Annotated in this window: 21 protein-coding genes, 1 tRNA gene and 1 pseudogene; 9 read left to right on the top strand and 14 right to left on the bottom strand. The window is 68.7% G+C overall.

Going from position 1 to position 25994, the window contains the following annotated elements; genetic code table 11:
- Positions 1-10: 10 nt before the first annotated feature.
- Positions 11-2512 carry an endonuclease/exonuclease/phosphatase family protein gene (locus ACWDNU_RS06670; protein WP_449668047.1) on the bottom strand — a complete coding sequence of 834 codons (2502 nt, stop codon included), beginning with the start codon at positions 2510-2512 and terminating at the stop codon, positions 11-13.
- 125 nt (positions 2513-2637) lie between these two features.
- Here ACWDNU_RS06670 and ACWDNU_RS06665 point away from each other — a divergent pair, with 125 nt between their 5' ends.
- Positions 2638-3654 carry a CapA family protein gene (locus ACWDNU_RS06665; RefSeq protein ID WP_370933351.1) on the top strand — a complete coding sequence of 339 codons (1017 nt, stop codon included), beginning with the start codon at positions 2638-2640 and terminating at the stop codon, positions 3652-3654.
- 402 nt (positions 3655-4056) lie between these two features.
- Here ACWDNU_RS06665 and ACWDNU_RS06660 read toward each other — a convergent pair whose 3' ends face one another.
- On the bottom strand, positions 4057-4773 hold the full coding sequence (locus ACWDNU_RS06660) for an alpha/beta fold hydrolase (protein ID WP_449668046.1): 717 nt from the start codon (positions 4771-4773) through the stop codon (positions 4057-4059).
- A gap of 105 nt (positions 4774-4878) precedes the next feature.
- Here ACWDNU_RS06660 and ACWDNU_RS06655 point away from each other — a divergent pair, with 105 nt between their 5' ends.
- Complete coding sequence (locus ACWDNU_RS06655) at positions 4879-5445, top strand: TetR/AcrR family transcriptional regulator (protein ID WP_370933348.1); 567 nt, start codon at positions 4879-4881, stop codon at positions 5443-5445.
- On the opposite strand, the gene ACWDNU_RS06650 is transcribed toward ACWDNU_RS06655, so the two are convergent.
- Positions 5446-6366 (bottom strand): TauD/TfdA dioxygenase family protein, encoded by a 921-nt coding sequence (locus tag ACWDNU_RS06650; RefSeq protein WP_449668045.1) that lies wholly within the window; start codon positions 6364-6366, stop codon positions 5446-5448.
- Between the two features lie 325 nt (positions 6367-6691).
- Here ACWDNU_RS06650 and ACWDNU_RS06645 point away from each other — a divergent pair, with 325 nt between their 5' ends.
- Entirely contained in the window at positions 6692-6985 is a 294-nt protein-coding gene (locus ACWDNU_RS06645; RefSeq protein WP_449668044.1) for a hypothetical protein, read from the top strand.
- Positions 6985-7554: a hypothetical protein gene (locus ACWDNU_RS06640; protein WP_449668043.1), complete on the top strand. Its 570-nt coding sequence runs from the start codon at positions 6985-6987 to the stop codon at positions 7552-7554. The genes ACWDNU_RS06645 and ACWDNU_RS06640 overlap by 1 nt, the downstream gene beginning before the upstream one ends.
- Here ACWDNU_RS06640 and ACWDNU_RS06635 read toward each other — a convergent pair.
- The 5 genes from ACWDNU_RS06635 to ACWDNU_RS06615 all read right to left on the bottom strand — a co-directional run bounded on the left by ACWDNU_RS06635 (position 7551) and on the right by ACWDNU_RS06615 (position 9846).
- Positions 7551-8345 (bottom strand): SAM-dependent methyltransferase, encoded by a 795-nt coding sequence (locus ACWDNU_RS06635; RefSeq protein ID WP_449668042.1) that lies wholly within the window; start codon positions 8343-8345, stop codon positions 7551-7553. The genes ACWDNU_RS06640 and ACWDNU_RS06635 overlap by 4 nt on opposite strands.
- 9 nt (positions 8346-8354) lie before the next feature.
- On the bottom strand, positions 8355-8678 hold the full coding sequence (locus tag ACWDNU_RS06630; protein WP_449668041.1) for a hypothetical protein: 324 nt from the start codon (positions 8676-8678) through the stop codon (positions 8355-8357).
- A gap of 91 nt (positions 8679-8769) precedes the next feature.
- A tRNA-Ser gene (locus tag ACWDNU_RS06625) sits at positions 8770-8856 on the bottom strand.
- 43 nt (positions 8857-8899) lie between these two features.
- A complete protein-coding gene (locus ACWDNU_RS06620) occupies positions 8900-9340 on the bottom strand; it encodes a nucleoside deaminase (RefSeq protein ID WP_370933339.1) in 441 nt (146 codons plus the stop codon).
- 23 nt (positions 9341-9363) lie between these two features.
- A complete protein-coding gene (locus ACWDNU_RS06615; protein ID WP_344266077.1) occupies positions 9364-9846 on the bottom strand; it encodes a tRNA adenosine deaminase-associated protein in 483 nt (160 codons plus the stop codon).
- Between the two features lie 76 nt (positions 9847-9922).
- On the opposite strand from ACWDNU_RS06615, the gene ACWDNU_RS06610 reads away from it, so the two are divergent.
- The gene (locus tag ACWDNU_RS06610; RefSeq protein ID WP_370933337.1) at positions 9923-11152 is read left to right on the top strand and encodes a M20 metallopeptidase family protein; all 1230 of its coding nucleotides are present in this window, start codon (positions 9923-9925) and stop codon (positions 11150-11152) included.
- A gap of 214 nt (positions 11153-11366) precedes the next feature.
- Positions 11367-12269, top strand: a complete 903-nt coding sequence (locus ACWDNU_RS06605) for a dihydrodipicolinate synthase family protein (RefSeq protein ID WP_370933335.1) — start codon at positions 11367-11369, stop codon at positions 12267-12269.
- A gap of 4 nt (positions 12270-12273) precedes the next feature.
- Here ACWDNU_RS06605 and ACWDNU_RS06600 read toward each other — a convergent pair whose 3' ends face one another.
- Entirely contained in the window at positions 12274-13239 is a 966-nt protein-coding gene (locus tag ACWDNU_RS06600) for an RNA polymerase subunit sigma-70 (RefSeq protein WP_449668040.1), read from the bottom strand.
- Positions 13240-13449: 210 nt separating this feature from the next.
- Here ACWDNU_RS06600 and lysA point away from each other — a divergent pair, with 210 nt between their 5' ends.
- A complete protein-coding gene (gene lysA / locus ACWDNU_RS06595) occupies positions 13450-14784 on the top strand; it encodes a diaminopimelate decarboxylase (protein WP_449668039.1) in 1335 nt (444 codons plus the stop codon).
- Here the strand turns inward: lysA and ACWDNU_RS06590 are convergent.
- Complete coding sequence (locus tag ACWDNU_RS06590) at positions 14781-16307, bottom strand: APC family permease (RefSeq protein ID WP_449668038.1); 1527 nt, start codon at positions 16305-16307, stop codon at positions 14781-14783. The genes lysA and ACWDNU_RS06590 overlap by 4 nt on opposite strands.
- A 190-nt stretch (positions 16308-16497) precedes the next feature.
- Here ACWDNU_RS06590 and ACWDNU_RS06585 point away from each other — a divergent pair, with 190 nt between their 5' ends.
- Complete coding sequence (locus ACWDNU_RS06585) at positions 16498-16995, top strand: Lrp/AsnC family transcriptional regulator (protein WP_370933328.1); 498 nt, start codon at positions 16498-16500, stop codon at positions 16993-16995.
- Between the two features lie 1884 nt (positions 16996-18879).
- On the opposite strand, the gene ACWDNU_RS06580 is transcribed toward ACWDNU_RS06585, so the two are convergent.
- Entirely contained in the window at positions 18880-20712 is a 1833-nt protein-coding gene (locus tag ACWDNU_RS06580; protein ID WP_449668037.1) for a LamG-like jellyroll fold domain-containing protein, read from the bottom strand.
- A 112-nt stretch (positions 20713-20824) separates the two neighbouring features.
- Positions 20825-21298 (bottom strand): annotated as a pseudogene (locus ACWDNU_RS06575) (DUF6328 family protein); the annotation flags it as partial.
- A 980-nt stretch (positions 21299-22278) separates the two neighbouring features.
- Between ACWDNU_RS06575 and ACWDNU_RS06570 the strand changes: the two are divergent.
- A complete protein-coding gene (locus ACWDNU_RS06570; RefSeq protein WP_370933325.1) occupies positions 22279-22866 on the top strand; it encodes a superoxide dismutase in 588 nt (195 codons plus the stop codon).
- A gap of 13 nt (positions 22867-22879) precedes the next feature.
- Here the strand turns inward: ACWDNU_RS06570 and ACWDNU_RS06565 are convergent, their stop codons facing one another.
- Together ACWDNU_RS06565 and ACWDNU_RS06560 are read right to left on the bottom strand one after the other, a co-directional pair.
- Positions 22880-23281 carry a TIGR03667 family PPOX class F420-dependent oxidoreductase gene (locus ACWDNU_RS06565; protein WP_449668036.1) on the bottom strand — a complete coding sequence of 134 codons (402 nt, stop codon included), beginning with the start codon at positions 23279-23281 and terminating at the stop codon, positions 22880-22882.
- Positions 23282-23474: 193 nt separating this feature from the next.
- Positions 23475-25985: a DUF2339 domain-containing protein gene (locus ACWDNU_RS06560; RefSeq protein WP_449668035.1), complete on the bottom strand. Its 2511-nt coding sequence runs from the start codon at positions 25983-25985 to the stop codon at positions 23475-23477.
- Between the last annotated feature and the right edge of the window lie 9 nt (positions 25986-25994).

Below are 25994 nucleotides of genomic sequence, written 5' to 3'. Positions count from 1 at the left end.
TCAAAGATAACTACGCCGTCCGGTGCAGCAACCGATCCAGCTGGTCGAGCACGTCGTTGGCGAAGTCGGCGAACGGATTCCCCGCCGAAGGCCGGAACCGGACCACCTGCGGATCATGGTCACTGGCCTGATCCGCGAACTCAGCATTCACATGCACCACGTCATAATCCACACCGCGCGGAGCAGCAGAAGCGAGGATGTGGTCCAACACCTGCGACTGTCCCTCGAACACATAGCTGTACCGCTCAGCCGGAGGCAGCGTCGCGATCAGGTCCGTCAACAACCCACCCGAAGTCAGCTTCGCCAACGCAGGCGAGAACTGGTAGTCGTTCAGGTCACCAGCCACCACGACGTTCGCTCGCGGGTCCGCGCCAAGCAGTTGCGCCACGAAGCCCTGCAGAACCGTCGCCTGCTTCTGTCGCTGCACCTCCGAGCTCCGCGTCGGCGGCTGGTAGCGGCCATGCGTCGGCTGGTCGCCGCCCTTGGAGTTGAAGTGGTTGGCCAGCACGAAAACTGTCCGGCCGCGGAACACGAACTCGCCGGCCAGCGGCTTGCGGCTGTCCTCCCACGCTTCATTGCCCGGGTCGACCCGGCCCGGCGACTGCGTCAGATGCGCCTTGCCGTGGTCGGAAACCACGCCCACCGAAGAAGTCGGGCTGCCACCGGGACGATCCACAAAGGAGACTCGCGACGGGTTGAACAGGAAGCCGACCCGGATGTTGCCGCCCGGTTGTCCGCCGTCCTCGTCGTTCACCGGGTTGATCTGCCGCCACTGGTACTGCGGGCCACCGGCGGCGACGATCGCGTCGGTGAACTTCTTCAGCGTCTCGTCCGCATCGACAGTGCCGTCGTCGGTCGCACCGCTGTTGTCCTGGATTTCTTCCAGGGTAACGATATCCGGCGTCGCGAGGTTGTCGACGATGCCGTGTGCGAGCTGCGCGTACTTGGTGTCCGAATCGGACGGTGCGAGGTTCTCGACGTTGTACGTCGCCACCGAAAGCTCACCCGGACGCTGCTTGCGCGTGGTTTCCCGCTGCAGCTTGTTGTCCTTCGCCGCACCCAGCTTCGACGCGAACAGCGTGTACCCGCCGAAGTTGCTGTACTCCACCGGACCGGACGTGACGCCGGTAAGCACGTCGCCGGTGTTGACCTTCGGAGCCGCCTGCTGCGAGGACGGGATGATCGACTGGACCTTCAGCACCCCGGTGTTGATCTTGTCGTACCCAAGGTACACAGTCCCGCCGCGCGGCGTCGGGTTCTGCTGCGGCTTCGTGGTCACGTAAAGCTCGCCGTACTTGTTGCTCGGGCCGACCACCCGCGCGTCAGAAACCTGGACGATCTCGCTTTCGTGCGATTCCCAGAAATCCAGTGCGTACTTCGATGGCTCGAGCGGCAGCGATTCGATGTTGCCGCCCGCGTTGGGAGCCAGCACATCCGGCACTTGGTCGGCCGTCAACACAGTGGGCGCAGGCAGCGGGTTGCCCGAAGAGTCGACCGTCCACTGTGCACTGGTCAGCTCGGTGAGCGACTGGTAGTTCGAGGTCGCGGGCGCGTCCGGGTAGTACTCCTTGACCTTGCCCTGCGCGGTGATCGCGTCGCCGACCGCCACCGCGGGAGTGGTCGATCCGGTGAACACGAACAGGCCCTCGCTGGTGCGCGGGTCGCTGTCCGGATGCGGGTCGGTGATCCAGAACCCGCGCGCCGAGCCGAAGCCGCGCACCGCGGTGACGATGCCGGTGACGTCCTCGACCTGCTTGTCCTTGAACGGCGAAATCCGCGTGGTGCCCTGGATGTCGTGGATCTTCGCCGGAACACCCGGCTCGCCCGGCTGAGTGCCGGTGGTCTCGCCCTTGGTGTTGGTGGGCGTCGGGTCGCCGACGGCGAAGTCCACGCTGTTGTTGTCGGTGTCGGCGAGCGTCGCCGCCCGAGCGACCGAGGTCGTGTTGGACGGCGCGGCGGCCGGTTCTCCTTCGCGGACAACGGCATCGCCGAAGCCGACGAGGTCCTTGACCCGGCTGTCCGCCGCGCAATCGGCAGCGGTCTTGCAGGTCAGCGGCGCGCTGTCGGACACGAGCGCGACCGTCCCGGCGGTCGCGGACATCGCGATGGCCCCGGTCGCGTCAGGCGTCGGCAGCGCGACCGTGCCGCCGCTCCCCTTCCCCTCCGCGACGAGGTAACGGCCCTTCGGCGCGACAGCTCCGGCGAGCGGCGTGACCTGCCACTTGCTCGACGCGCTCGCCGAACCTGGCAGGTACTGGACGCTGTAGCCGTCGAGCGAGACGGGCGCGCCGCCGTGGTTGGCCAGCTCGATGAAGTCGTTGGTCAGCGTGGCGCCGGAATTGCCGCCACCGCCGTAGACCTCGGCGATCAGGGCGTCCGCGCTGGGGGCCGCCGAAGCGGGCGCGGCCAGTCCGCCGAGCACGAGAGCTGCGGCGGAGACGGCAACCGCGCCTCTGGTCAGTCTTGCCCCACCGGCGCTGCGGCCCCCGGCGGGACGACGGGATATGGTCACCCTGAGTCCCCTCTGCATGTCAACGGTCGAGGCATCGTCCCCCGAACAAGCGAAGCAGAGGAAGACGAAAGGGCAACGATTCGTAACGAGCTGGAGGGATTTCCTCCTTTGGACGGGTTGACGCAATGATCACGCTCGTACTCGGCGGAGACGTCAACCTGCAGGGCCGCGCGAACCCGGAAACGGCGCTGGCCCCGTTGACCTCGCTGCTCACCGGCGCCGATGTGCGGTTCGTGAATCTCGAAGGACCGCTGTCCGGCTCGACCGGCATGGACATCCCGCACAAGCCGAACTGGCGGCATTCGCCGCCGGAGATGGTCGCCGCGCTGACCGCCGCCGAGATCGACGTGGTGTCCGTCGCCAACAACGTCACTTACCCGCCAGCCGCGGCGATGGCGAGCCTCGCTGTGCTGGACCGCGCCGGAATCGCGCACTGCGGCGCGGGCGCGAACCTCGCCGAAGCGCACGCGCCGGCGATCCTCGAACGACCCGGCGGCCGGATCGCGTTTCTCGCCTACACCTCGTTGTGCTGGCCGGTCGGGCAGGAAGCGACGGAAGACTCGCCTGGCGTCGCCGCGGCGGGCGCTTACACGTCGTACCAACCGGATCCGCGCGTCCTGGACGTCCCCGGCCGCCCGCCGATCGTGCACACCACGCCGGTCCGCCGCGACCTGGAGCTGCTGCTCGCCGACATCCGCCGCGCCCGCGCCGAGGCCGACCACGTCGTGGTGTCGATGCATTGGGGCATCCCCGGCGAAGAACTGACCGAGTACCAGGTGACCTATGCGCACGCGATCATCGACGCCGGCGCCGACCTGGTCGTCGGCCATGGACCGCACACCGTGCAGCCGGTCGAGGTCTACCGCGGCTGCCCGATCCTCTACAGCCTCGGCAACCTCGTCTTCGACTGGCCCGCCATGCGCGACCGGCACCGCGACGGACTGCTCGCCGGCTGCGTCGTCGGCGAGCAGATGCGGGTTGAATTGGTGCCAATCCGCCGCGACGAAGACAACGAATGCGTACCGTTGACGGGAGCGGACGCCGACGACGCGCTGCGGCGGTTTGTCGAACTGTCCGCGCGGCGCGGGACGAACGTGACGGTCAGTGATGGCTTCGCGACCGTCGAAGGACTTCGCGGCTAGACCGCTGGTCCCGTCGTCACCCGGACGGCGCATCTGCCTTAAATGCAGCTCAAGCCCGGGGTCGACCGGTACCGGGCGGGAGTACCTTACCGATGAGCACGGAAACTGTGGCCCAGACCACTTTCAGGCCGCACTCCGAGCTTACGGGTAGCACCCCGCGGGGGAGGCGACACGGTCACGTGGGGGTTGACCGTCGTCGAGTGCGCGGGTGCCACCACCGGAGGAAAACAGCCGCGGGCGCGGGACTTTCCGCTTCGCCCGCGACCGCGGCTCCACGGATTTGCCCCGGGGAAGCCTCGCGAGTGGCGAGGCGCCGCCTTGACCGCGCGGGGGAGCGCGGAAGGGGAGGAAGGCGGCCTGCCTCGCCACTCGTGAGCACTAGCCGTCCGGTCTCGTGAGCGGTTACGCCGGTGCTAACCGGTCCCGCCACTCACGAGCTCCGTCCACCACCCGCGCGCACATCTCGCCGTGGGTAAGCGGCAGGTAGTGCCCGGCCCCAGGCACGATCTGCAGCGCTCCGTCCTGGCAGGCAGCCAAAAACCGGCGTTCGCCAATGCGGAAGTGGTCGTGGCGGCCGTTGAGCAGAAGTACCCGCCCCGGGTACCGCGCGAGGTCGGCGACCGGATCCATCCCGGCGGCCGCTTCCATCACGTCGGGAATGACCTCGGACGCGATCCCCGCAGCGATCACCGGTTCGGCGACTTCCGCCGGAAGAACCCGGCGGAGCAGCCACGCACTGAAGGACGCACCGTCGTCCGCTGCCGTCGCCAAGCCGCGGCGCGCGAACCGGAAACCGCCGCGCAGCACCGAACTCGGCACGAGCGAACATCCGGCTCCCACCAGGGAAGCGACCCGATCCGGATGGCGCGCCGCGGTCGCGATCGAGACGTAGCCGCCAAGGGAATGCCCGACCAGAACCGCCCGGCCGCCGACCTCGTCGATGGCCTTGACGACCGCGTCCACCGCGCCATCGAGGGTGAACCGTTCCCCGCGTCGCGTCCCGTGTCCAGGCAGGTCGGGCGTGGCGATTCGGCCGCGGGCCAGGCGTTTCTGCTGTTGCCAACACGCCCCGGACAGCCGGATGCCGTGCACGAAAACCACCGGCAGAACGTCGCTCATGTCTCCACCTTCCCGCCGAATGCAACGGACCGTTGCATTCGCAGGTCTACCACGGCGACGAGACCAAATGCAACGCACCGTTGCAAACCTGGCTAGGATCAGGCCATGGACCGGACCGCCTCCCGCCCGCGCAAGGCGGACGCCATCTTCTCCGCGACCCTCGCGCTGCTGGCCGACCGCGGTTACGACGCACTGACGATCGAAGCGGTAGCGGCGCAGGCCGGAGTGCACAAAACGACGATCTACCGCACGTGGGCGACCAAAGACGAAGTCCTCGCCGACGCCCTGGTCCAGGCCCCGGAATTGACCTTCGCGATCCCCGACACCGGCTCCCTGCGCGGGGATCTCCTCGAACTGGCGAAGCAGATCCACCGGCTGCTGTCCGATCCCGCGAACCGGCGCATCATCACGGCCGTCGTCTCCGCGCTGCCGGACCGTCCCGCCACCGCCGCGGCAGCCGGACGCTTCTTCGCCGACCGCCTCGGCCGCGAGCAGGCCGTCTTCGATCGAGCCCACGACCGAGGCGAACTAGCCGACACAGCGGATTCCGAGATGGTCATGGATCTACTGGGCGGGAACCTCTGGTTCCACACCCTGATCCGCGCGAAATCCGCCGACGACGCCTACCTCGAACGACTTGTCGACACCGTCCTCACCGGCGTCACCCGCTGATCAGTACGGCCGATCCCCGACGATCGCGACGCGCTCCGCGATCCGGACGTGCGGGTGGTAGTCGTTGACGGCGTAGTGCTGGGTCGCGCGGTTGTCCCAGAACGCCACCGAATCCGGCTCCCACCGGAACCGCACCTGGAACTCCGGCGTGTGCGCCTGCAGGAACAAATACCGCAGCAGCCGGTCGCTTTCGGCGCGGTCCAGGCCGACGATGTGCGTGGTGAAGGCCTGATTCACGAACAACGTCCGCCGTCCAGTCTCCGGATGGGTCCGCACCACCGGGTGCTCGACCGGCGGGTACGCGTCCTGCCACTGGGCCAGCAGATCCGGGTCGGTGAAGCGGTCGAAGCCGGGGATGAAGTCGTGCACCGCGGTGAGGCCGTCGATCCGCTCGCGCACGTCGGCGGGCAGGTTGTCGTAGGCGGCGGCCATGTCGGCCCACATCGTGTCGCCGCCGATCGGCGGGACCTCGACCAGGCGCAGCACCGAGCCGAGCGCCGGATTCGGCCGCCAGGTGACGTCGGTGTGCCAGATGTTCTCGTACCCGGGCATTCCGGCGGTGCGGGTGAACCGCACGACCTGGTCGGAATCTCCCCGCGGGATGAACGGGTTCGTTTCCAGTTCGCCCCAGTTCGCGGCGAACGCGCGCTGCTGCTGCGACGTGATGTGCTGGTCGCGGAAGAACAGCACCTTCCACTCCAGCAAGGCGCGGTTCAGCTCGGCGCGCAGCTGCGGCGAAACCGGCGCGCCGAGGTCCACTCCGGATATTTCAGCGCCGATCACCCGTCCGAGGGGACGCAAGGTGAACAGCTCGTACGGAGCTTCGGCACCGGAAAGCCGGTGCAGCACGCGCGGGCCTTCGAGGATTCCGTCGTCCGGCGTAACGGACGAGCGCAGGCGGGCAGGCAGGTCTACAGACATGGCGGTACTCCCGGAAGAATAGGTGAATTCGGCTGTGGCAGCGGAAAATCGCCTACGCGGGAGGAGAGCCGAGACGACCGCGACGCTTGAGGAGAGCGGCCACTCCCTCGCCGTCCGTCCGTGCCGGGGCACGGCCGGCTAGCGGCACTTCCCGGTTCTCTGGCATGACTCCAATTCTGGCGGTGCGGGGAACGCCCGGTCAAGGATCCCCACGATGTGGAATCGTCGCACGCCCGGCCGAGTGACCCGGGCCGCCTCGATGGGGTTAGATCTGTCCAGAGGGTGGCGGGCCGCGGTTCGCGCTCTCCCGGAAGCGGAGGTCCCGATGGCAGGTTCGACGAGCGAGCGGCTCAACGCCGCCGCGGACGCGCTCGATCGAGCGGCTGCCGACGCGGACCGCGCGGCGGGCCGGTTCGCCGAAGCCCGCCTCGAATCGACGCCATGGGGGATTTCCGCGCCCGCACGGGAAATCGCCGCCCGGTGGGAGGCCGCGCTCGCCGCGCGGGACGTCGACGCGCGCATCCTGGGCGACGCGACGTCCGACCTCGCCGGCCAGCTGCGGATGGCCGCCCGCGGCCACCACCACCGCCCGACGATCGCGACGGCGCTGCTGAGTTGATGCCGTTCCTCCACCCGGCGCTGGACAACGCGGCCGCCGGGCTTGCTTCATTGGGCGCCGCGGCCGCCGTGATCGGCGCACCGGACCCGGTCACCGCGCTGCGGCAGATCGACTGTTCCCCGCAGACGATCCGCGAATCGGCGCGCACGCTGTCGGGCGGCCGCGACGTTCTGGTCATGGCCCGCCTGGAGTTCGAACGCGGGGCGCACAGCGCGGAACGCAAATGGGGCGGCGAACCGGCCGCGCAATTCCGGGGCAGCGCCGACGAACTGGATGCGCACTACCGCCAGGCCGCCGAAGCCGCCGCACGCACCGCGTCCGTTGGCTTGGATCTGGCGGATCTCCTTGACCGGCTGGCGGATCAGACCGCGGCGCGGGTCATGCTGATCGCGGAAGGCGTGTCTTCGGCAGCTGTCGCGCTGCTGGCCGGAGACCGATCCGCGGAACCGGCGGTCCGAGAGGCGTGCGGAACGATCGCCGAAGCGGTCGCTCGCGGCGTCGCGACCATAGGAGAGGCAACGACTTTCCTCGACGCCTTCGGAACACCGGTGCTGCAGGAAGAAAACTAGCGAGTCGCGGTCACGAATCCGCCGCGCGTGCTGTCCAACGGCTCGCGTCCGTACTGGACGGCAAGTTCCGCTATAGTAACGGTTTCCGGCCGCCAGCCGTGCTCGGCGAGCCACTCCGGAGCGTCTCCGGCAAGACCGCCGAGCCAGAGCGCCGTGACCTCGCCGCCGACGTTGCGCGCCTGATCCAGCAACCCGTCCCGTTCGCCGTCCGGCCGATGCTCGAACGAAATCCGGCTGCCGGGCGCGGACAACTCGGTGACGGTCGTCAGCAGCCGCTCCGCCTCGTCCCGGCTGAGGTAAATCAGCAGACCCTCGGCGAGCCAGACCGTCGGCTGTTCCGGGTCGAATCCCTCGTTTTTCAAGGCAGCGGCCCAGTTATCCCGCAGATCCACCGGGACGGCCGTGCGCTCGCACCGGGGCCGCGCACCTTGTTCGGCCAGCACTGCTTCCTTGAACGCGAGCACATCCGGCAGGTCGACCTCGAACACCCGCGCGCCGTCCGGCCAGTCGAGCCGGAACGCACGAGCGTCGAGACCGGCCGCCAGAAGGACCGTCTGCGTCCCGCCGGAAACGAAGTCGTCGAAGAACCGGGTGCGGATCGCGACCTGTTGCGCGAACACCATCCCGAGCCGCGAATCCCGCTCTTTGCCTTCGAAGATCGCGCGCCCGGCATGGAAGAACGCGCCCGCGTAAGGATCCTCGAACAGCCGGTCCGGCCGCCCGCTCTCCAACGCACGAAGCCCAGCCACCCCAACCGCGGTCTTGCCGACCGGCGGAAGCTCTTCGCTCATGAGCCCACGCTACTTCGGCATCAGCGCTTGGATCTCCTCGACCAGCTGCCGCACCTTCTTTTTGTCGGACGAACTGTAGTAAAAGGTGCACAGATCGGCCTTGTCGCCACCCGACGCAGGGTTCTCGATCACCGCCGTCGACGCCCCGGTCACCTTGAACTTGAGACACCCCGGGCTGAACGCGCGGGGTTCGATGTTGCTGACCCCGCTGATCCTGCTGACCCTGAAACTGTGCGTCTTGTTCGCTCCGAACAGCCCGTCCTTGATCGCGGCCTTGATCGTGACCTGCTTGCCGCTGAACGTGAGCGACCGACGCCGGGCATAGATGTACAACGCGCCACCTCCGGTACGGGGACCAGCTACCGGAAGGTCAAACGAACGAACCCCGGCCGGAGTGCCCGGTCGGGGTTCGTTCGTTCAAGAGCGGTGGCGGTGGGATTTGAACCCACGGACGGGATTAACCGTCACACGATTTCGAGTCGTGCTCCTTCGGCCGCTCGGACACGCCACCGCCGAGAACAATACCGGACCCCCTTCGCGGGGTGCGGCGGGGGTTACTCGGCCCCGGGCCGGCGGTCCGCGAAGTACGCCTCGAGCAGGGCGGCGCAGTCGTTTTCGAGCACTCCGCCGAGGACTTCCGGCCGGTGGTTGAGGCGGCGGTCGCGCACGACGTCCCACAGCGACGACACCGCGCCCGTCTTGGGCTCCCAGGCCCCGAACACCAGCCGGGCGACGCGGGCGAGCACGAGCGCGCCGGCGCACATCGTGCAGGGCTCCAGGGTGACCGCGAGCGTGCAGCCCTCGAGCCGCCAGCCGTCGCCGAATTCGCGGGCCGCCGCGCGCAGTGCGAGGACCTCCGCGTGCGCGGTGGGGTCAGCCAGCTCGACGCGCGCGTTGCGGGCCGCGGCCAGCGGACGTCCGTCCGGATCGAAGACGACCGCGCCGATCGGCACGTCGGCACCAGGAGCGCGGGCCGCGTCCAGCGCTGCCCGCACGGCCTCGATGTCGTCCGGCCGTCTCAGAGCTGGTCCAGCAGTTTCGAGAACTCGGCCTCGAAGCCGCACCGCTGGGCGATCATCTGGAGCTGCTCGTCCGGGTAGAGGTCGACCTCGCCGACGATCACCTCCAGCTCGCCGCCGGGAAGGCCGAGGTCGGCCAGGATGTCGAGATCGCCCTCGGGCCAGACGGCGTCGTCGTCCTCGTCGGGCGGGTCGACGCGCAGCACGTCGAGGACGTCCGCCGCGATGTCGTAGTCGAGCGCCGCGGCGGCGTCCGACAGCAGCAGCGACGGTCCCCTCGGGCTCGGCCGGACGATCACGAAGAACTCGTCGTCGACGGCCAGCAGGCCGAACGCCGCCCCGGTCGACCGGAGCTTGCCCAGCTCGGTGATCGCCGCGTCCAACTCTGTGAGCGCCGAGGAATCGAGCGCACTGCACCGCCACCGACCGTCTTCACGGACCACAGCTATCGCGAAGCCCGTGACCGGCTCTTGCACCGCCATGCGCACACCGTATTCCGCCTCGCTGGCGAACGCACGCACGGTGCGCCCGAAGCGTGCGAGGTGCCACTATCGAGCCATGACCGGACCCACCGACCTCCCCACCCTGCCCGGCAACCGGCACGCCGGGCTGCTCGACGCCGCACGGCAGCTGCAGGACCGCACTGTCGAGCTCCGCCGCGCTGTGCACCGGCACCCTGAACAGGGCTTGCAGCTGCCGCGCACCCAGGCGGCGATCCGCGCCGCGCTGGCCGACCTGCCGATCGAACTCACCGACGGCCGCTCCACGACGTCGCTCACCGGCGTGCTGCGCGGGGCCCGTCCCGGACCGGCCATTCTGCTGCGGGCCGACATGGACGCGTTGCCGCTGACCGAGGACACCGGCCTGGAGTTCTCGTCCGAGATCGACGGTTCGATGCACGCCTGCGGGCACGACACGCACGTCGCGATGCTCGCCTCCGCGGCGCGGCTGTTGTCGGAGCGCGTCGACGACCTGGCGGGCTCGGTGGTGTTCATGTTCCAGCCGGGCGAGGAGGGCCTGCACGGCGCGCGGCACATGATCCACGAGGGCGTGCTGGACGCGGCCGGCACGCGCGTCACGCGAGCCTTCGGCCTGCACACGATCGCCAACAGCCCGAGCGGCGTCCTGCAGGTGCGCGGCGGGCCGATGATGGCCTCAGCCGACACGTTCAGCGTCGAGGTCACCGGCCGCGGCGGCCACGGTTCGGCTCCGCACGACGCCATCGACCCAGTCCCAGCCGCGGCCGCGATGGTCAGCGCGCTGCAGACGATGGTCACGCGCCGGATCAGCGTCTTTGACCCGGCAGTGGTCTCGGTGACCCGCATCGTGGCCGGAACGACGACGAACATCATCCCCGAGACGGCGGTGCTCGAGGGGACCATTCGCACCCTGTCGGAGACGACGCGGTCCTTCGTTCGCGAGGAACTGCCGAAGGTGTGCGAGGCGGTCGGAGCGGCCCACGGATGTCGCGTGTCGGCCGGAGTGGACCCGGGCTACCCGACGACGGTCAACGACCCGGAGGTCGCGGCTGAGGTGTTGTCGCTGGGTGCCGACGTGCTGGGCGCGGAGAACGTCGAGGAGCTGACCACGCCGATCATGGGCGCGGAGGACTTCTCGTATGTGCTGCAACGGGTTCCGGGCACGTTCGCGTTCATCGGGGCGCGGGAGCCGGGGGCGGATCCGGCGACCACGGAGGACAACCACTCGAACCGGGTGAAGTTCCACGAACCAGCGATGGCCGCTGGGGTCGCTATGTACACCGCGTTCGCGTTGGACGCCCTGCGCTGAGGGTTCCGGCACGCCCCTTCCGCCGGGGCGTGCCGACTCGCCCGGCTTGCGCGCAACGCGTCGGCCATCCGCCCGCGGCACCTAGTTCTGCCAGGTCGGACCGCCCTTCAGCGCGGATCTAGGACGCACATCCCAAAGATCAGGACGATTGTCCTGGCTACCCTCGTGTTACCCTCCGACTGTCGAGACATCATATATCAGATCGGATCTGCTCGTGGCGTTCGAGAAACAGCGACAGCGACTCGCTGGTGTGGTGGCGATCCCGGTGACCCCGTTCACCGCGGCCGGAGATGTGGACGCCGAGACGTACGAGCGGTTAGTCGAACGGCTCGTGCTGAGCGGCGTCGAGGTCGTCACGCCGAACGGCAACACCGGCGAGTTCTACGCGCTCGACGAGCAAGAAACGCGACAGTGCCTCGAAGTCACCACGAAGGCCGCGCGCGAGGCGAGCGTCCTCGCTGGCGTCGGCCATGACGTGCGTACAGCCGTGAAGGCCGCGAAGCACGCGCGCGCTTCCGGAGCGGACATGGTGATGATCCATCAGCCCGTGCATCCGTACGTCTCGCGCGCGGGCTGGATCGACTACCACCGCGCCATCGCGAACGAAGTGCCCGAGCTCGGGGTTGTCCTGTACGTGCGCAACCCCGCCATCGAAGGTTCAGACCTGGCACAGCTCGCCGACGCCGCGCCGAACGTGCTCGGCGTGAAGTACGCCGTGCCGGACCCAGTGCGCTTCCGCACCGTCGCGCGCGACGCGGGGTACGAGCGCTTCGTGTGGATCGCGGGCCTCGCCGAACTGTCCGCCCCTGGGTACTTCGCAGTCGGCGCGACGGGCTTCACCTCCGGCCTGGTGAACGTCGCGCCGCAAATCTCGCTCGACCTGTTCCGCCACCTGCGCAACCACGACTTCGCCGGAGCGATGGAGATCTGGGACCGCATCCGCCCGTTCGAGCAGATGCGCGCCGCGGAGGGCAACGCCAACAACGTCAGCGTGGTCAAGGACGCCCTCTCCCAGCTCGGCCTGTGCCGCCCCGACGTGCGGCCGCCGAGCAGGCTGCTGACGGCCGCGGAACGGGACCAGCTGTTCGAAATCCTGTCCTCGTGGGGGCTTTCGTAACGCGTCAGGCAAACACCGGCGGGAGGTCGAAAGCCGGGAAGACTTCCGGACCGAAGGTGGTCACCTCCGCGACGCGGCCGCCGTCCAGACGCAGCGTCACCAGTCCGAAGGCCCGGAACTCTCCGACTGCGCGCGCGTACGTGGCGAGCGCAGGGAGACCGTTCGCGCGCGTCTCGACAACGCGGAACTCGGCAGCGTCGCCGCCATGCAACGCCGGTGCCCAGCCTTCGAGCACTTCGGCGCGTCCCGCGTACCACGTCGGCTCCGGTCCCATATGCCCGCCAGCGCCAGGCGCGTGGCTGCAACGCACGTCTTCGCGCAACAGTTCAGCGAAGGCCGCTTCGTCGTGCTCTACGAGCGCCTTCACGTACTTCGCGACGACGGCGCGTTCCTCGTCGCTTGCGGACGCCGATGCCCACTCCGTACGTCGCGTAGGCAAGTGCTCCTGCAACTCGGCCCGCGCGCGCAACACGTTGCTGTTCACCGACGCAGGCGTCGCACCGAGCGCTGAAGCCGTTTCGCGCGCAGACCAGCCGAGTACGTCGCGAAGCACCAACGCAGCCCGCTGTCGCGGCGAAAGATGCTGGATGGCTGCGAGGAACGCCAACTCCACCGTCTCGAGTGCGACGACGACAGCGTCCGGCTGAAGCGCGCTGTCCGGCGCAGGCTGCAACCACGGCACCGCGACATCGGGGCGCGGCGCGAGGTCGGAGTCGTGCGTGACCGGAAGATCGAGTGTCGGCAGCTCGCGCGGGTGTGCGTCGAGGTGGTCGAGACACGCGTTAGTCGCGATCCGGTACAACCACGCCCGCAGGCTCGCGCGGCCCGCGTACGTCGAACGGCCGCGCCACGCGCGCAGCAGAGTCTCCTGGACCAGGTCTTCCGCCTCGTCGAACGAGCCCAGCATCCGGTAGCAGTGCACCCGCAGCTCGTGCCGGTACGGCTCGGTCTCGCTCGCGAAGTCGGTCATCTGTTCAACCATGTCCGATAAGACGGCCGGGCACCGGAAAACTCAGCAAACCCCAGCTCAACCAGGGTGTGGCGGAGGTTACTCGCGCGTTAAAAGCGCGTCAGCACGACCGGCCGGACCGTCAGGGGCCCGTTTCCGGGACGTTCCGGCGCGGGGTCGGCGCAGTGTGCTGGCGATGTTCGCCGCGATCGACATCGACCGGAGGTAACCGTGACGCTCAGCGAGCTGCTCCCGAGTCTCGGCTGCGAGGCCGCCGACCACCTAGAACCGGGGCTCTGGCCGCAAGGCACGAGGCTCGGCGAAGGCGGTGAGCTGCTCTTCGCCGGCGCGCCGGTCAGTCACCTGGCCGCGCGCTTCGGTACGCCCGCCTATCTCCTCGACGAGGAACAGGTGCGCGACACGGCCCGCGCGTACCGCCGTGCGCTGCCGGAGGCCGACGTCGCCTTCGCGAGCAAGGCGCTCTGTACGCGGGCAGTGTTGCGTTGGGTCGCCGAAGAAGGACTGTCGCTCGACACGTGCTCCGCCGGTGAGATCGCTGTCGCGCGCGCTGTCGGCTTTCCTGCAGAGCGCATTCTGTTGCACGGCAACGCGAAAACGCCCGAAGACCTGAAAGCCGCGCTGCAGTACGGGGTCGGCCGCATCGTTCTCGACTCCCTCGACGAAGTAGAACAACTCGGCACCCTCGCACACGGCGCGCAACGCGTCCTCATCCGCGTTACGCCCGGCGTCAGCGGCGACACACACGCTGCGATCACGACCGGCACCGAAGGACAGAAGTTCGGCTTCTCGCTACGCCCCGACGTACGAGACAACGTCGATCGCGCTGTCGCAGCAGTACTTTCGCAGCCGAGCCTGCAACTGACCGGACTGCACTGCCACATCGGCTCGCAAGTGTCCCGCGTGGACCGTTACGAAGAAGCCGCGCGAAAGATGGTCGAAGTGCTCGTCCGCATTCGCGACCAATACGGAATCACCTTGCGCGACTTGGATCTCGGCGGCGGACACGCGGTGCCGTACGCCGACCGCGAAGCGTCCTTCGACCTCGACGGCTACGCACGCCGCCTCCGCGTCGCCCTGGGCTACGAGTGCTCGTCACGCGACTTCCCGCTGCCACGCCTGACAATCGAGCCCGGACGCGCGATCGTCGGACCGGCGGGAATCACGGTGTACCGCGTGTGCGCCGTGAAACGCGGCGCGCGCACCTTCGTCGCTGTCGACGGCGGCATGAGCGACAACCCGCGCCCCGCACTGTACGGCGCGCGCTACACCGCGCGTCTCGTCGGCCGTCGCACGAAGGCCGCGCGTACGCCGATGACGGTTGTCGGACGACACTGCGAGTCCGGTGACGTACTGGCGGACGTCTGCCTGCCCGACGACATCCACGTCGGCGATCTGCTGGCCGTACCGTGCACCGGCGCGTACCACCACTCGCTGGCGTCGAACTACAACCTCGTCGGCCGCCCACCACTCGTCGGCGTACGCGACGGACACGCGACGCTCCTCGTACGCCGCGAAACCGAAGAAGACCTGCTTCGCCGCTGCTAGCTCTCGATGGTCTGACCGTCGCGGGCAACGGCGCCGCGCGTCAGACGTCGCCCGGCGAAGAAGTCACGGCAGGCACGTTGCACGGCAAACATCAACGGGAAACCCACGAGGATCGCTACGACGCCAATCACCGCGACACCGCCGATGCCGAACACAGTGGTCTCTCCGGCGTCAGGCTTCGCGTACGCGATCGCCGCGAGCACGAGTACCGCCAGGAAGAACACGCCGCCAACGAACGGCAGTAAGCCGCGAAGCAGGAAGTTGCGCACGCTCGACAACAGCGTCCGGCGAAACACGCACACGCACGCAAGCGCCGTCACCGTGAACTCGATCGCGATCGTGAGCCCGACCGCGTCGACCGAATCCGCGAGCACGTTGCGGCTCCACAACGCCAGCAGCACATACAAAGCGAGCGACACCAACCCAAACGCCCAAGTCGTCACCGACGGCGTCTGATACTTCGGATGCACGCGGCCGAACACCTTCGGCAACGCGCCGTGGCTCGCCATCGACAACGTCGTGCGCGCGGCGGGCATGATCGTCGCCTGACTCGTGGCGGCACCGCTGGTCAGCACCGACACGATCAGCAGCACCCCCATGACCTTCCCGAAACCGGACGTTCCGAACACCGCTCCGCCCAACCCGGCGAGCACGTCCTCGGCGTTCGCCTCGTTGGCCAGCCCGATCCCGTGCTCGCCGACGCCCGCGAAAGCCAGCGCGGCGACGGTCACCAGCAGGTAGTTGAGCACCAGCAGCACGGTCGACAGAATCGCCGCCCGACCCGGAGCGTGCCGCGGATCCGCCGATTCCTCGTTCACCGAAAGCGAACTCTCCCAGCCCCAGTAGATGAAGACCGCGAGCAGCACCGCCGACACCGCCGTCCCGACACTGACCCCGCTCGGCCACAGCCAATCCCACTGCGGCGTCGTCGCCTGCGGGCCCGCAGTGCCGCTGTAGACGCGCGTAAGCGCTACGACGGAGAAGATCACCAGGACGGCGAGTTCGATGCCGAGGAGGACCCACTGCGCCCGCGCGGACACCTCGATGCCGCGGTAGCACAGCCAGCACAACGCGAGCAGCCACGCGCAGCCGATCGCCGTCGTCACCGCGCGGTTGTTCGCGAGGTCGTCTAGACCAAACAGCAGCAGCGTGTACCGGCCGGTCAGCGCCGACTGACTGCTCATCACCAGCAGCTGTTCCACGAGGACGACCCAGCCGGTCATCCAGCCGACTCGACTGCCGAACGCGCGGGTGGCCCACGTGAAGTTGGTGCCGCAATCGGGTTCGGCCGCATTGAGTTCCCGGAAGGCAAAGGCGACGAACAGCACCGGGACGAACGACAGCAGCACGAACGCGGCGGCCTTGAACCCCGTTCCGGCGAGCACGATGAACCCGAGCGTCGCCGCGATCGAATAAGCCGGGGCGGTCGACGACAAACCGATCACCGTCGAAGACACCATGCCCAGCGCGTTCGAGCGGAGCCCCTTGGCCGGCACCACAGGCGCGGCGACGGCTTCAGTCATTGGAATATTCCTCCTCAAGATCGGCGGTCCGCGACCGTACCCGGCGTTTGCCCGAGCCAGAACGGCGGCGTGCGGAGCGCGCATGTCCGCCATCTGGAGAAGAAAACGGGAAAGGGTCTCCTGCTCTCCGGCTCCTGCCGATACGCTGCGCGTCTGACGAATCACATGCCGAAACACAGGGAGGGACGGCATGGGTGACGAAAACCGTACGAAAATCGAGGAACCGCGTGCTCCGAGAGCGCTAGACGCGACCGACCGGACGCTCATCACGCTGTTACAGGAAGACGGCAGGGCGTCGTTCACCGCGCTGGCCAAGGCGGTGGGTCTTTCGGAAGGCGCGGTGCGGCAGCGAGTACAGCGGCTGCTGCGAGAGGAAATGGTGCAGATAGTCGCCGTGACCTCGCCGGAGCACGTCGACCTGACCCGAAGGGCCATGGTCGGCATCACGGTGGACGGAGACGCCCGCGAAGTGGCCCAGCAACTGGCCAAGGTCGCCGACGTACACCAGGTGGCACTCTGCTCGGGCCGCTTCGACCTGCTGGCGGAACTGCTGTGCCGCGACGACGACCACCTGCTGTCCGTACTCGGCGACGAGGTACGGCCAATCGCGGGAGTCGTCGCGACGGAGCTGTTCGTGTACCTGAAGCTCGCGAAACAGGACTACTCGTGGGGAAGGCTGACTGCCTGACCCGCGGGCCGGTTTCGCGGCCGGGCCCATGGCTGGCTTCGCGGCTGGGTTGCGGCTGAGTGCATGGCTGGCGTGCTCAGGCTGGGTTCTCGGTGGGGTTCTCGGTCTGAGATGCGCGGCGGCCCGGGTTCTTCCACCTGGCGCGGACGGACTGTGGTTTGGCCGGGTTTCTTCGGCTGGGCGAGGGCCTGGCCGGGTTCCTGAGCTGGGCTTGTGGTCTTGGTCCATGGGTTGGAGCACTCGGTTTGGCTGGGCTTTCGGTCCCTGGTCCCCGGACTGAAGCACTCGGCTTGGGACATGCCCTCAGGCTGACGGTGTCGGTCCGGACAGGACTGATGCCCCGGCTGCGTCGGCTTGGCTTCGCGGACTGGATCGGGCCGGTCCCCGGAGCTGGCTCCGTCTGGTTCCTGAACTGGACTGGACCACCGGGCACGGTCCCCGGACTGCCGCCCCGGCTGGCGCTACTGACGTGCCTTGACTGGCCCAATGGGCCGGACCAAGGCACGGTCCTCGGACCGCCGATCCCAGCTGGTGTCCACGAGCTGGATCAGCCGAGTTCGGGTTCGGACCGGGCGGGGATCGGTCCAAGCGCGGGTCCGGGCTTCGGGGCTCCGGCACTGGCTTCGGAACTCCGGTTCCAGCATCAGCGCTGGTTGCGGCTTCGAGAGTCGGACATGAGTGCTGGCCCCGGCAACGGGCTCCGGCCCACACGCGAGTTCCAGCACGGATCCCAGCCCCACTGCTGGTCCAGCAACGACGCTGGCCAGCACGGGTTCCCCCACCCCGACGACCGTTTCCAGCAACGACGCTGGCGCGGCACCCGGCCTGGCCAGTGGCAGCAGGCTCAGCCGCCAGTTCCAGCAACGAGGCCAAACCGTCGACGAAGCAGGTTCAGCCCCATTTCCGGCAACGACGCCGGTCCCGGCATCACCCGACGTCGCCCGTCGAAGACGTCGACCCCGGCACCACCCGACGTCGCCCGTCGAAAACGGAGACGTCGACCCCGGCAACGGGCGTCAGCCCGAGCCACCGGCATCCGTGCCGACCAGGCACGGGACTCCGGCCCAAGCACCGGTTCCAGCAACGGCCCCGGAATCCCGCCCAGCATCGACGCTGGCCCGCCTCCGGTCGCACACCGACGTTCCCGGCCCCAGTCCCCGGCACGGGAACGCTCGCCGATTTCCGCACGGCAGCCTTGTCCCACTCACCGGGACGGCACCGGTCTCCAAAAAATGCACCCGAGACCGGCGCTCACCCCCGACCGAATTCGGTACCACCCACTGCGAAGCTCCGAGCCGATACCTATTACACCCTCTTCCCCGATTAGACCGACTGGCCGAAGCCATCAGTTTCGCTAATGCCCCCGAACGGCCGCACGAGTCGAATTTGCCTACTGCGCAATCGGAATAACGCGCCCTGGATTCCGTATCGACCTTCGGCCAACAAGTCGGTTCCACAATCTCCAGTCGCCATGCCTGTCTTCCGCAATCCCCGAGCCGCGGCGACCTTCCGCGAACCCGAGCCACAGGTCCGCCTTCCGCAATCCCACAGCCACCGCAGCCCGCCTTCCACAACTCCAAGTCACGGCGTCCGCCTCCCGTCACCTCCAGCCACGGCGTCCGCCGCCCGCAACCCCCTCAGCGACCGCGTTCGCCTTCCACAGCGCCCATCCCCTGCGTCCGCCTCCTGCAATCCATCAGCCACCGCGGCCGCCTCCCGCAACCCCCAGCCACCGCGGCCGCCTCCCGCAACCCCGAGCCGCCGCGGCCGCCTTTCGCAATCCGTGAGTCGCCGCGGCCGCCTCCCGCGTCGCTCAGCCGCCGTGTCAGCCTTCCGCGAACCGCGGTCGCCAGCCGCAATTGCCGAGCAGCCAACCGGCGCGGCCTATCCGCCCAGCAGAAATTCCCGCGGAGCCAGTGCCCGATCGACCACCCGCGCCTCGCCGATCTCGCCGTAGAAGCTGCGTTCCACCTTGCCCCGGTACGACGACGCGCCGACCAGCCAGCCGCCGCCCGGGTTGGCCAGGCCGATCGCCGGCGTCTTGGGGTTGCGCAGCAGCGGGCAGCCATCGACGTACAGCGTGCTGCGCCACCCGTCGTTGACGACCGCGACGTGCCACCACTTCGCCAGCGGCAGCTCGTGCCCCCAGTTGGTCGAGATCCCGTTCTGGTTCAACGGGAACACCGCCCACTGCAGCTCCGCGCCGTCCGAGACGCTGAACGTCGCGGCCGATTCGTTCGGGTCGTCGCCGGACTTTCCGGCCGCGCCGCCGTTGCCGAGGCGCGCGAAGATGCCGCACCAGCCGTGGGTGCCGTCGCGGAAGTCGTCGGGCAGGCGGATGAACGCTTCGACGGTGTAGCCGCGCTGGAAGGCCAGGGTGTTCATCGGTGCGTTGTCGACGGTCTGGAGGTACGCGCCACGACCGGGATTGCGCGCACCGTCGAAGCGAAGGCTCGCCCGCGACGGTTGGCGAGGCGCGAAATCCGCCGAGTAAGTCAACGCCGTCGGCCCGCTGCCCGGCACGGTCATGCGGCGCAGATCGTTGCCGCGGCCGGTGAGGTCCTTGATCACCGCGTTGTCCGGCACCGGAGCGCCCGCGCGACCTCCCTCGAATCGCCAGTACGCGACGGTTCCCGGCACGAGCTGCGGCTTCACCGGACGGGCCGGCGGCACCGGAACGGGCGCGAAACCGGCGAACCGCTTGTCGAAGTCGATGTCGATGCTGAAGTAGTCGACATCGGTGCTGCGCTCGGCCTCGATGCGCTCGAGTTCGGTGAGGTCGCGCTTGCCGTCGAGCCACGGCGAGAAGGTGCGGACGTCGATCACCCCGCGGGCGACGTCGAACTGGTACAGCCGGATCATGCCGCTGCCGCCGTAGTAGCGATCCTGGTAGTTCGTGAGGTGCAGGTGCACGTCGTGGCCGGCGGCGTTGCGCTTCACCAGCCGGCTCGGCGGCCAGTAGTGGCCGTTGAGGGTCAGGAAGATCTGGTCGCTTTCGTTGACGAACTCGTCCCAGACCTGCTGGCCGAAGTCCGACAGGAACGCCTTGCCCTGCTCGTCGGAGTTGACCAGCTCGTGGATCGTGAGGATGGCGGGCATCCGCGGGTGCTGCGCGAGGACCTGCTTCGCCCAGGCGAAACCGCCCGCTGACGGACGCCAATCCATCGCGAGCACCAGCCACTCCCGACCGGCGGCGCGGAACACGTGGTAGGTGTTGTAGCCGTCCTTCGAGGCACCGCGGAACGTCGGCGAGTTGCGCTGCCGCTGCGGCCCGAACGCGTCAAGGTACGGCGTGCGGCCGCGCTGGTCGTCGGTGGAGCCGTTGATGTCGTGGTTGCCCGCGAGCGTGCTGTACGGGAAGCGGAACCGGTCGAGCGCCTGGAACGACCGGCTGATGCCAGCGAACTCCCGCACCTGCCCGTTCTGCGTCAGGTCGCCGAGGTGCGCGAGGAAGACAACGTTGTCGTCGTGCGCGTGGCGCAGCACGTACGACAACGACGCGTCCACCGGCGTCGAGTCGCCCCGGTCCTCGTCGAACAGGTACTGGGTGTCCGGCATGACCGCGATTGTGAACCGCGGACTGTCACCGTCCGGCCGACGAGCGACGCTGGGATCAGCCGCGGCGATCCCGTTCAGACCAGGAAGCGCGGACACCGCCGCGCCGGCACCGAGGATTCCGGCACCGCGCAGGAAGTTCCGCCGTGAAGAGTCAGTCACGAGCAGGAAGCTACGGGCCAGCCCCAACCGCTACGGCAACAATTGCCGACGGCTCGATGAACAGCTCCGTTTCTGTCCAGTGCAGGACAAACCCGGCGCGCACTGACGCCGCTCAGTGACCGTCGCGTCGCCTTTGGTCGCCGACGAGCATGCCCGGCACCGCAAACCACAGCAGCCCGAACAGCAAGACCGCCATCCCGCCGACGAGCCCCATCGCAACCGGTCCGAAGGAGACCTTCGCGATCAACGCCACGGTCACCGTGATCGCCGCGGCAAGACACCCGAAGCCAACAAGCACGACCCGGTTGCCGACCCGCAGGATCTCCTCCCGCCGCCCAGTCCGGAACAGCATGCGATGCCACGCCGCAGGCGCGATCAGCAACGCCGTCGCCGCGACGGTGAGCAGCACCGCGAGCAGGTGCAGCGTCTTCTCGAACCCGCTGGCGTCGTGGAACCGGCCCGTGAAGACCACCGACAGCAGGAACCCGAAGAGGATCTGCACGCCCGCCTGCGCGACCCGCAGCTCCTGCAACAGCTCGCCGACGTTCCGCTGCAGCATCTGGTTCCGCGTCTCGCCAGTGTGCTCGACGTCGTCGCCAACTTCCGCCGATCCAGTGTCCTGCGCCGACCCGCCGGGCTCAGCGAACCCGCCGCCCTCCGACGATCCGGTGCGTTGCGCCGCCCCTATGGATGGCGCTGGTGCGGCGGATTGTGCCGGTCCGGGGACCTGCGTCGACCCGCCGGATTGAGCCGATCCGCTCCCGGCGGATTGCGCCGGTCCGGGCACCTGCGACGACCCGCTGGCGTCCGCCAGTCCACTTGACTGCCTCGGCCCGTTGTCGCGCGGCGACCCGCCGGATCGAGGCGATCCGCTGGCCTGTGCCGACCCGGTGGATCGCGACGGTCCGCCACCACCGGCCAGCCCGCCTTCGGGCAATCCACCGCCGCTGGCCCGCCCGCCGATATCCGCCGGTTCGTGCCTGTCCGACGGCCCGCCAGACTCGACCGGTCCGCTGGCACCTGCTGGTCCGTCGGGGTCCGCACGACGGCCGTCAAACCCCATGGCGCTGTTCGGGTCGTCAGGCATTTCAGGCTCCACCGGTGCTGGCCGAAGCATCGCCGGGCAAGTCCGACGCTGCCACGCTGCCAAGTACCCAACCCGTCAACGCCCGAAAACTCGCCCAGGCCAGTCGCGCGACCTTCACCTCCGCCGCAGCCGCCACCCGAGCCGTATCCGGCCCGTCGGCACGCTCCTGTACGCAGAGCATGCGACGGAACGCACCAGGGCTCCGTCACTGCTCCACGACCAGCACCAGTGCCAGTACCACCAGGCGTGGCCCACACCCTGCATCCCGCCAGGGACCCACGCGCGCACCCGAGCCTGGCCGCCTGACCTACCTACCGGCACGGCAATCGCCACGTCGGAATCTGGCTGATCCCGACGCCGTCACCATCCGGTGCCTCAGCGCACCCCCGGCGCGGAAAGCCGTCCCGACATCCGGGCGACCTCCACACGTTCGAGTGGAGAACATGGCACGGCACGCGCCGACTGGTTAGAGAAGTTTCATGCGTTTCCTCCCTAAGTTCCTTTCCGCGGCCCTCGCCGCCGGTCTCACCGTCACGAGCCTCTCGGCCACCACCGTCGCAGCAGCTCCGGCCGAGGCCTCACCACTGCGCTTCACCGCCGCCCACGGCACATTCGCGGCATACGCACCGGGCGGCCAAGCCGTCACCTACCGCCCGGATCTCGTGCCCGCCGGGGCCAGGGCGCACGTCTCCGCCCTGTCCGGCAGTCGCGTAGGCACCACCACCGTGCTGGTGATCAGCGGCCTCCTGCCGCAGCACGAATACGGTGCACACGCGCACGTGAACTCCTGCGGCGCCACCGGTGACGCCGCGGGCGGACACTTCCAGCACGTGCCGGACCCGGTGAAGCCTTCGGTGGATCCGGCCTACGCCAACCCGCGCAACGAGATCTGGCTCGACTTCACCACCGACCGCTCAGGCATCGGTCATGCAACCTCCATTGTGGACTGGAAATTCGGTGGACGACGGGCGAAGTCCGTGGTGATCCACGAAACCCACACCCACACCAACCCCGGGCACGCCGGAACCGCGGGTGGACGGCTGGCCTGCCTGGACGTCGGCTTCTGAATCCGGAGCGGCGTCAGAATCCCCAGGACTTCTCGGGCACGATCCGGATCCGAACCGAGTAGTCGGCGTCGAAGGCAGCCGGATCGGCGAAGCCGATACCCGCGTAATGCCGCTGGTACTTCGCCAGGTAGCCGGGCGCTTCAGAGGCCTTGGCCTCGTCGATGTGCGCACGCCCGTTGACGACGATGATGCTCCCGCCGTGGTCGTCGCTGTTCAGGTGGAAACTCACCTCCGGATTAGCGGCGAGATGCCGGAGTTTGGCCGTACCAGGCCGGCTGAAGACCACGATGTCTTCGCCGTCCAGGACAAACCAGACTGGCCTTGGCGCGGGGCGGCCGCTCGGAGTCACGGTGGTGAGCCATGCGACGGATTCGCCCGCGCGTTCAATGAGTTTCGGGTCGTGGGTGTAGGCCATGGTCGGATACCTCCTCGGTAGGTTTCCCAGGTAACCACGAGCCACCGACAGTTCCGTGCCAGCAGCCCGCACCGAGGACGTCTCGAGCCGTTTCCAGCCACTGCCCCTGAAACCAATTTTTCTTGCTGCAAAAGGGAAATCCCCCGATCCGAGATCAATCTTGATTCCCCGGATCGGGGGACTTCTCGCAAGTTCAGCGCGACGCGACGACCCGCGCGTACCGCGCCCCCGCCACGAGCAGGATCACACCAGCGCCGAGGAACGCGCCCACGCGCGCCAACCCGTCCAGCGCGGAAAGGTCGAACAACACGAGCTTGGCCACCGCAGCGGCCACCAGCACCAACCCGGTGATCCGCAGCGCGACCACCTCGATCCCGCGCAGGAGAAGGACGAACGCCACAACCGTCCAGGAAACCGTGACGAGCGTGTGCCCGACCAGGAATCCGACGCGCCCAGGGGCCACGAGCATGGACGCGGAGAGCACCAGCCCAGCAGCGCCGTAGAGCGCGAACCATCCCGCGGGCAGCCAAGGCGCAAGGCTGGCCGATTTTACCACGTTGAGCCGAATTGCCGCCCACGGCAACGCGATCGCGGCAGCGAGGAGAAGCACGGCCGAGACCAATGCGGCGAAAAGAAGATCCCGCGGGTGCCAATGCGGGACGATCAGCAGCGCCGGCGTCAGCTCCGTCCCGAGCACAGACAGCGCGCCGATCACCGCGAAGACGAGAGAACCGCCTAGCGCGAACCGATTTCGAGTGAACTTCGCCGCGAACGCGAGCACGATCGATTCGCCAAGCAGGACGGCTCCGCCATCGAACTGCGTGACAGTCGCTTGCATCGCGGCTACCAGACCAGCGATTCCAGCGACAGTACCGGAATTCCCCCGCACGATGGGCCAGGTCGCAAGGAGCACGACCGCCGTTCCGCCCGCCAGAAGCACCGATTCCGGCCTGTGCAGCAGCAGCGCGGCGACGAGGACAGGCAGCGGAGCAACAGCGAGCACGGACAGTGAGTAAGGCTCGTTGTCGTTACGCCGCAATGTGATCAGCGCCGTCGCCGCACTGACGACACCGGCGGCGATCACTGCCCACACCGGCAAAGTGCGCAGCCCGATACCGATCAGCGCCGTTGTCAAGGGCGGAATGGCCGCAGTAAACGAAAGGGGCGACCATGACCGTCGAAGCTGGACAGGGACGGTCGCGATCTGGATCATGAGAAGGAACGTCACGAGTTCATAGGTGAAGCCCCAGGTGATCAGGGGCGCACACACTCCGCACCCTCCCACCACGGCAATCGCCAGGAGAGAGGAATCCCATTTGACCGCAAGCAAAAGCCCGCCCACCGCGATCGCCAAGCCGACCGCGAGCCCGGCGGGAACCGGCAGGAAATCGTACAAGGAGGTGGCAGCGACAGTGTCGAGATAGAGCGTCGCGATCCCAGTGGCGACAAGGGCGAACGCACCGGTGCGCGCGTTCGGCTTGCGGTGCAGCCAAGCACCCGCGCCGACCAGGATCCCGCCGAACGCAGCACCGACCGCCACCCGCGGCAACGGGGCGAGCCAGCCGCGCTGAATGGCCAGGATCAGCAGCAGGACGACCCCAAGCAGTGTCACCGCACCGCCGATCCATGCCAGCAGTCGCGAACCGGCACCTTCGCGGCCGAGTCGCTCACGGAGCGTCGGAGATGGGGTGTAGCGGTGGTAGCCGAAAGGCGGCTGAGCGAAAAGCGTCTGGCCGTACGGCGTCTGCTGGGCGCTTGCCTGCGGGTGTTCTTGGGCTGACTGCCCGGCTGCGAGATCGTCCGGGGCCTGCCGTTCGGTGCCGGGTTGCGGTGCTGCCGGGTAGGGCGCGCCGGCCGTGGATTGGGCGGAATACGAAGCTGCGTAAGGGTTGTGCGGATAGTAGCCCGGGTGGGGGTGGTACGGCACACCGTGCGCGGCCGAGTAGGCCGGGTACAGGTACGGACCGCCCTGCGCAGCTGGGTGGCCCGGGGCGGGCGAGTGGCCTGGAGCAGCCGGGTAGCCCTGCGCGGCAGGGTGACCAGGTGCAGGAGGCTGGGCTGGCCCGGCGGAGCGGCTTGGCCCGGCGGCCTGGCGCTGTTCGGCGGGGCGGTCTGACTGGGCCGGCGCGCCTGGCTCGGCAGCCTGATCGAGCGCGGCCTCCTGGCCCTGCCCGGCCGCCTGGCCCTGTCCGGCGGGGCGGCCCTGCTCGGCAGCCTGGCCCTGTGCGGCAGTGCGGCCTGACTCGGACGGGTCGCCCGGCGCGGCAGCCTGACCCGGCGCGGCAACCTCGCCCTGCCCGGCGGGGCGGCCCTGCTCGGCAGCCTGGCCATGTGCGGCAGTGCGGCCTGACTCGGACGGGTCGCCCTGCGCAGCGGCCTCACCCGGCGCAGCGGAAGCGCCTGCCGCGGCGGCAGAGCCCTCCGCGGCGTAGGCAGAGCTGACCGGCTGCGTGACGCCGGGCGGGTAGGCCGACTGCGCCGACTCCCCGGTCGACGCGGCTGGCTCGGCGTGGCCGGATGGCTGGCCCGGCGTCGGCTGGGGGGCCGCTGCGGCGCCCGGAGCGGGTGCCTCGGCGGGCTGATCGGTGGCCGGCTCGGGCTGGAGGTGCACTGTGCGGAGTTCGGCGCCTACGTGGGTCAGGCGGCGGCCGAGGTCGTCCAGTTCGCCGGCCAGGCGGTGGAGCGTTTCAGCTTCCATGGTCATACCGGACAG

This window comes from Amycolatopsis sp. NPDC003676 (assembly GCF_053587275.1).
This window is presented reverse-complemented; position numbering and strand designations above follow the sequence as displayed.

Bases quoted from the DNA above. Each gene is read 5' to 3' on its own strand.
- ACWDNU_RS06665 (WP_370933351.1), top strand. From the start codon at position 2,638: ATGATCACGCTCGTACTCGGCGGAGACGTCAACCTGCAGGGCCGCGCG.
- ACWDNU_RS06660 (WP_449668046.1), bottom strand. From the start codon at position 4,773: ATGAGCGACGTTCTGCCGGTGGTTTTCGTGCACGGCATCCGGCTGTCC.
- ACWDNU_RS06655 (WP_370933348.1), top strand. From the start codon at position 4,879: ATGGACCGGACCGCCTCCCGCCCGCGCAAGGCGGACGCCATCTTCTCC.
- ACWDNU_RS06650 (WP_449668045.1), bottom strand. From the start codon at position 6,366: ATGTCTGTAGACCTGCCTGCCCGCCTGCGCTCGTCCGTTACGCCGGAC.
- ACWDNU_RS06645 (WP_449668044.1), top strand. From the start codon at position 6,692: ATGGCAGGTTCGACGAGCGAGCGGCTCAACGCCGCCGCGGACGCGCTC.
- ACWDNU_RS06640 (WP_449668043.1), top strand. From the start codon at position 6,985: ATGCCGTTCCTCCACCCGGCGCTGGACAACGCGGCCGCCGGGCTTGCT.
- ACWDNU_RS06635 (WP_449668042.1), bottom strand. From the start codon at position 8,345: ATGAGCGAAGAGCTTCCGCCGGTCGGCAAGACCGCGGTTGGGGTGGCT.
- ACWDNU_RS06615 (WP_344266077.1), bottom strand. From the start codon at position 9,846: ATGGCGGTGCAAGAGCCGGTCACGGGCTTCGCGATAGCTGTGGTCCGT.
- ACWDNU_RS06610 (WP_370933337.1), top strand. From the start codon at position 9,923: ATGACCGGACCCACCGACCTCCCCACCCTGCCCGGCAACCGGCACGCC.
- ACWDNU_RS06600 (WP_449668040.1), bottom strand. From the start codon at position 13,239: ATGACCGACTTCGCGAGCGAGACCGAGCCGTACCGGCACGAGCTGCGG.
- ACWDNU_RS06590 (WP_449668038.1), bottom strand. From the start codon at position 16,307: ATGACTGAAGCCGTCGCCGCGCCTGTGGTGCCGGCCAAGGGGCTCCGC.
- ACWDNU_RS06585 (WP_370933328.1), top strand. From the start codon at position 16,498: ATGGGTGACGAAAACCGTACGAAAATCGAGGAACCGCGTGCTCCGAGA.
- ACWDNU_RS06570 (WP_370933325.1), top strand. From the start codon at position 22,279: ATGCGTTTCCTCCCTAAGTTCCTTTCCGCGGCCCTCGCCGCCGGTCTC.
- ACWDNU_RS06565 (WP_449668036.1), bottom strand. From the start codon at position 23,281: ATGGCCTACACCCACGACCCGAAACTCATTGAACGCGCGGGCGAATCC.
- ACWDNU_RS06560 (WP_449668035.1), bottom strand. From the start codon at position 25,985: ATGACCATGGAAGCTGAAACGCTCCACCGCCTGGCCGGCGAACTGGAC.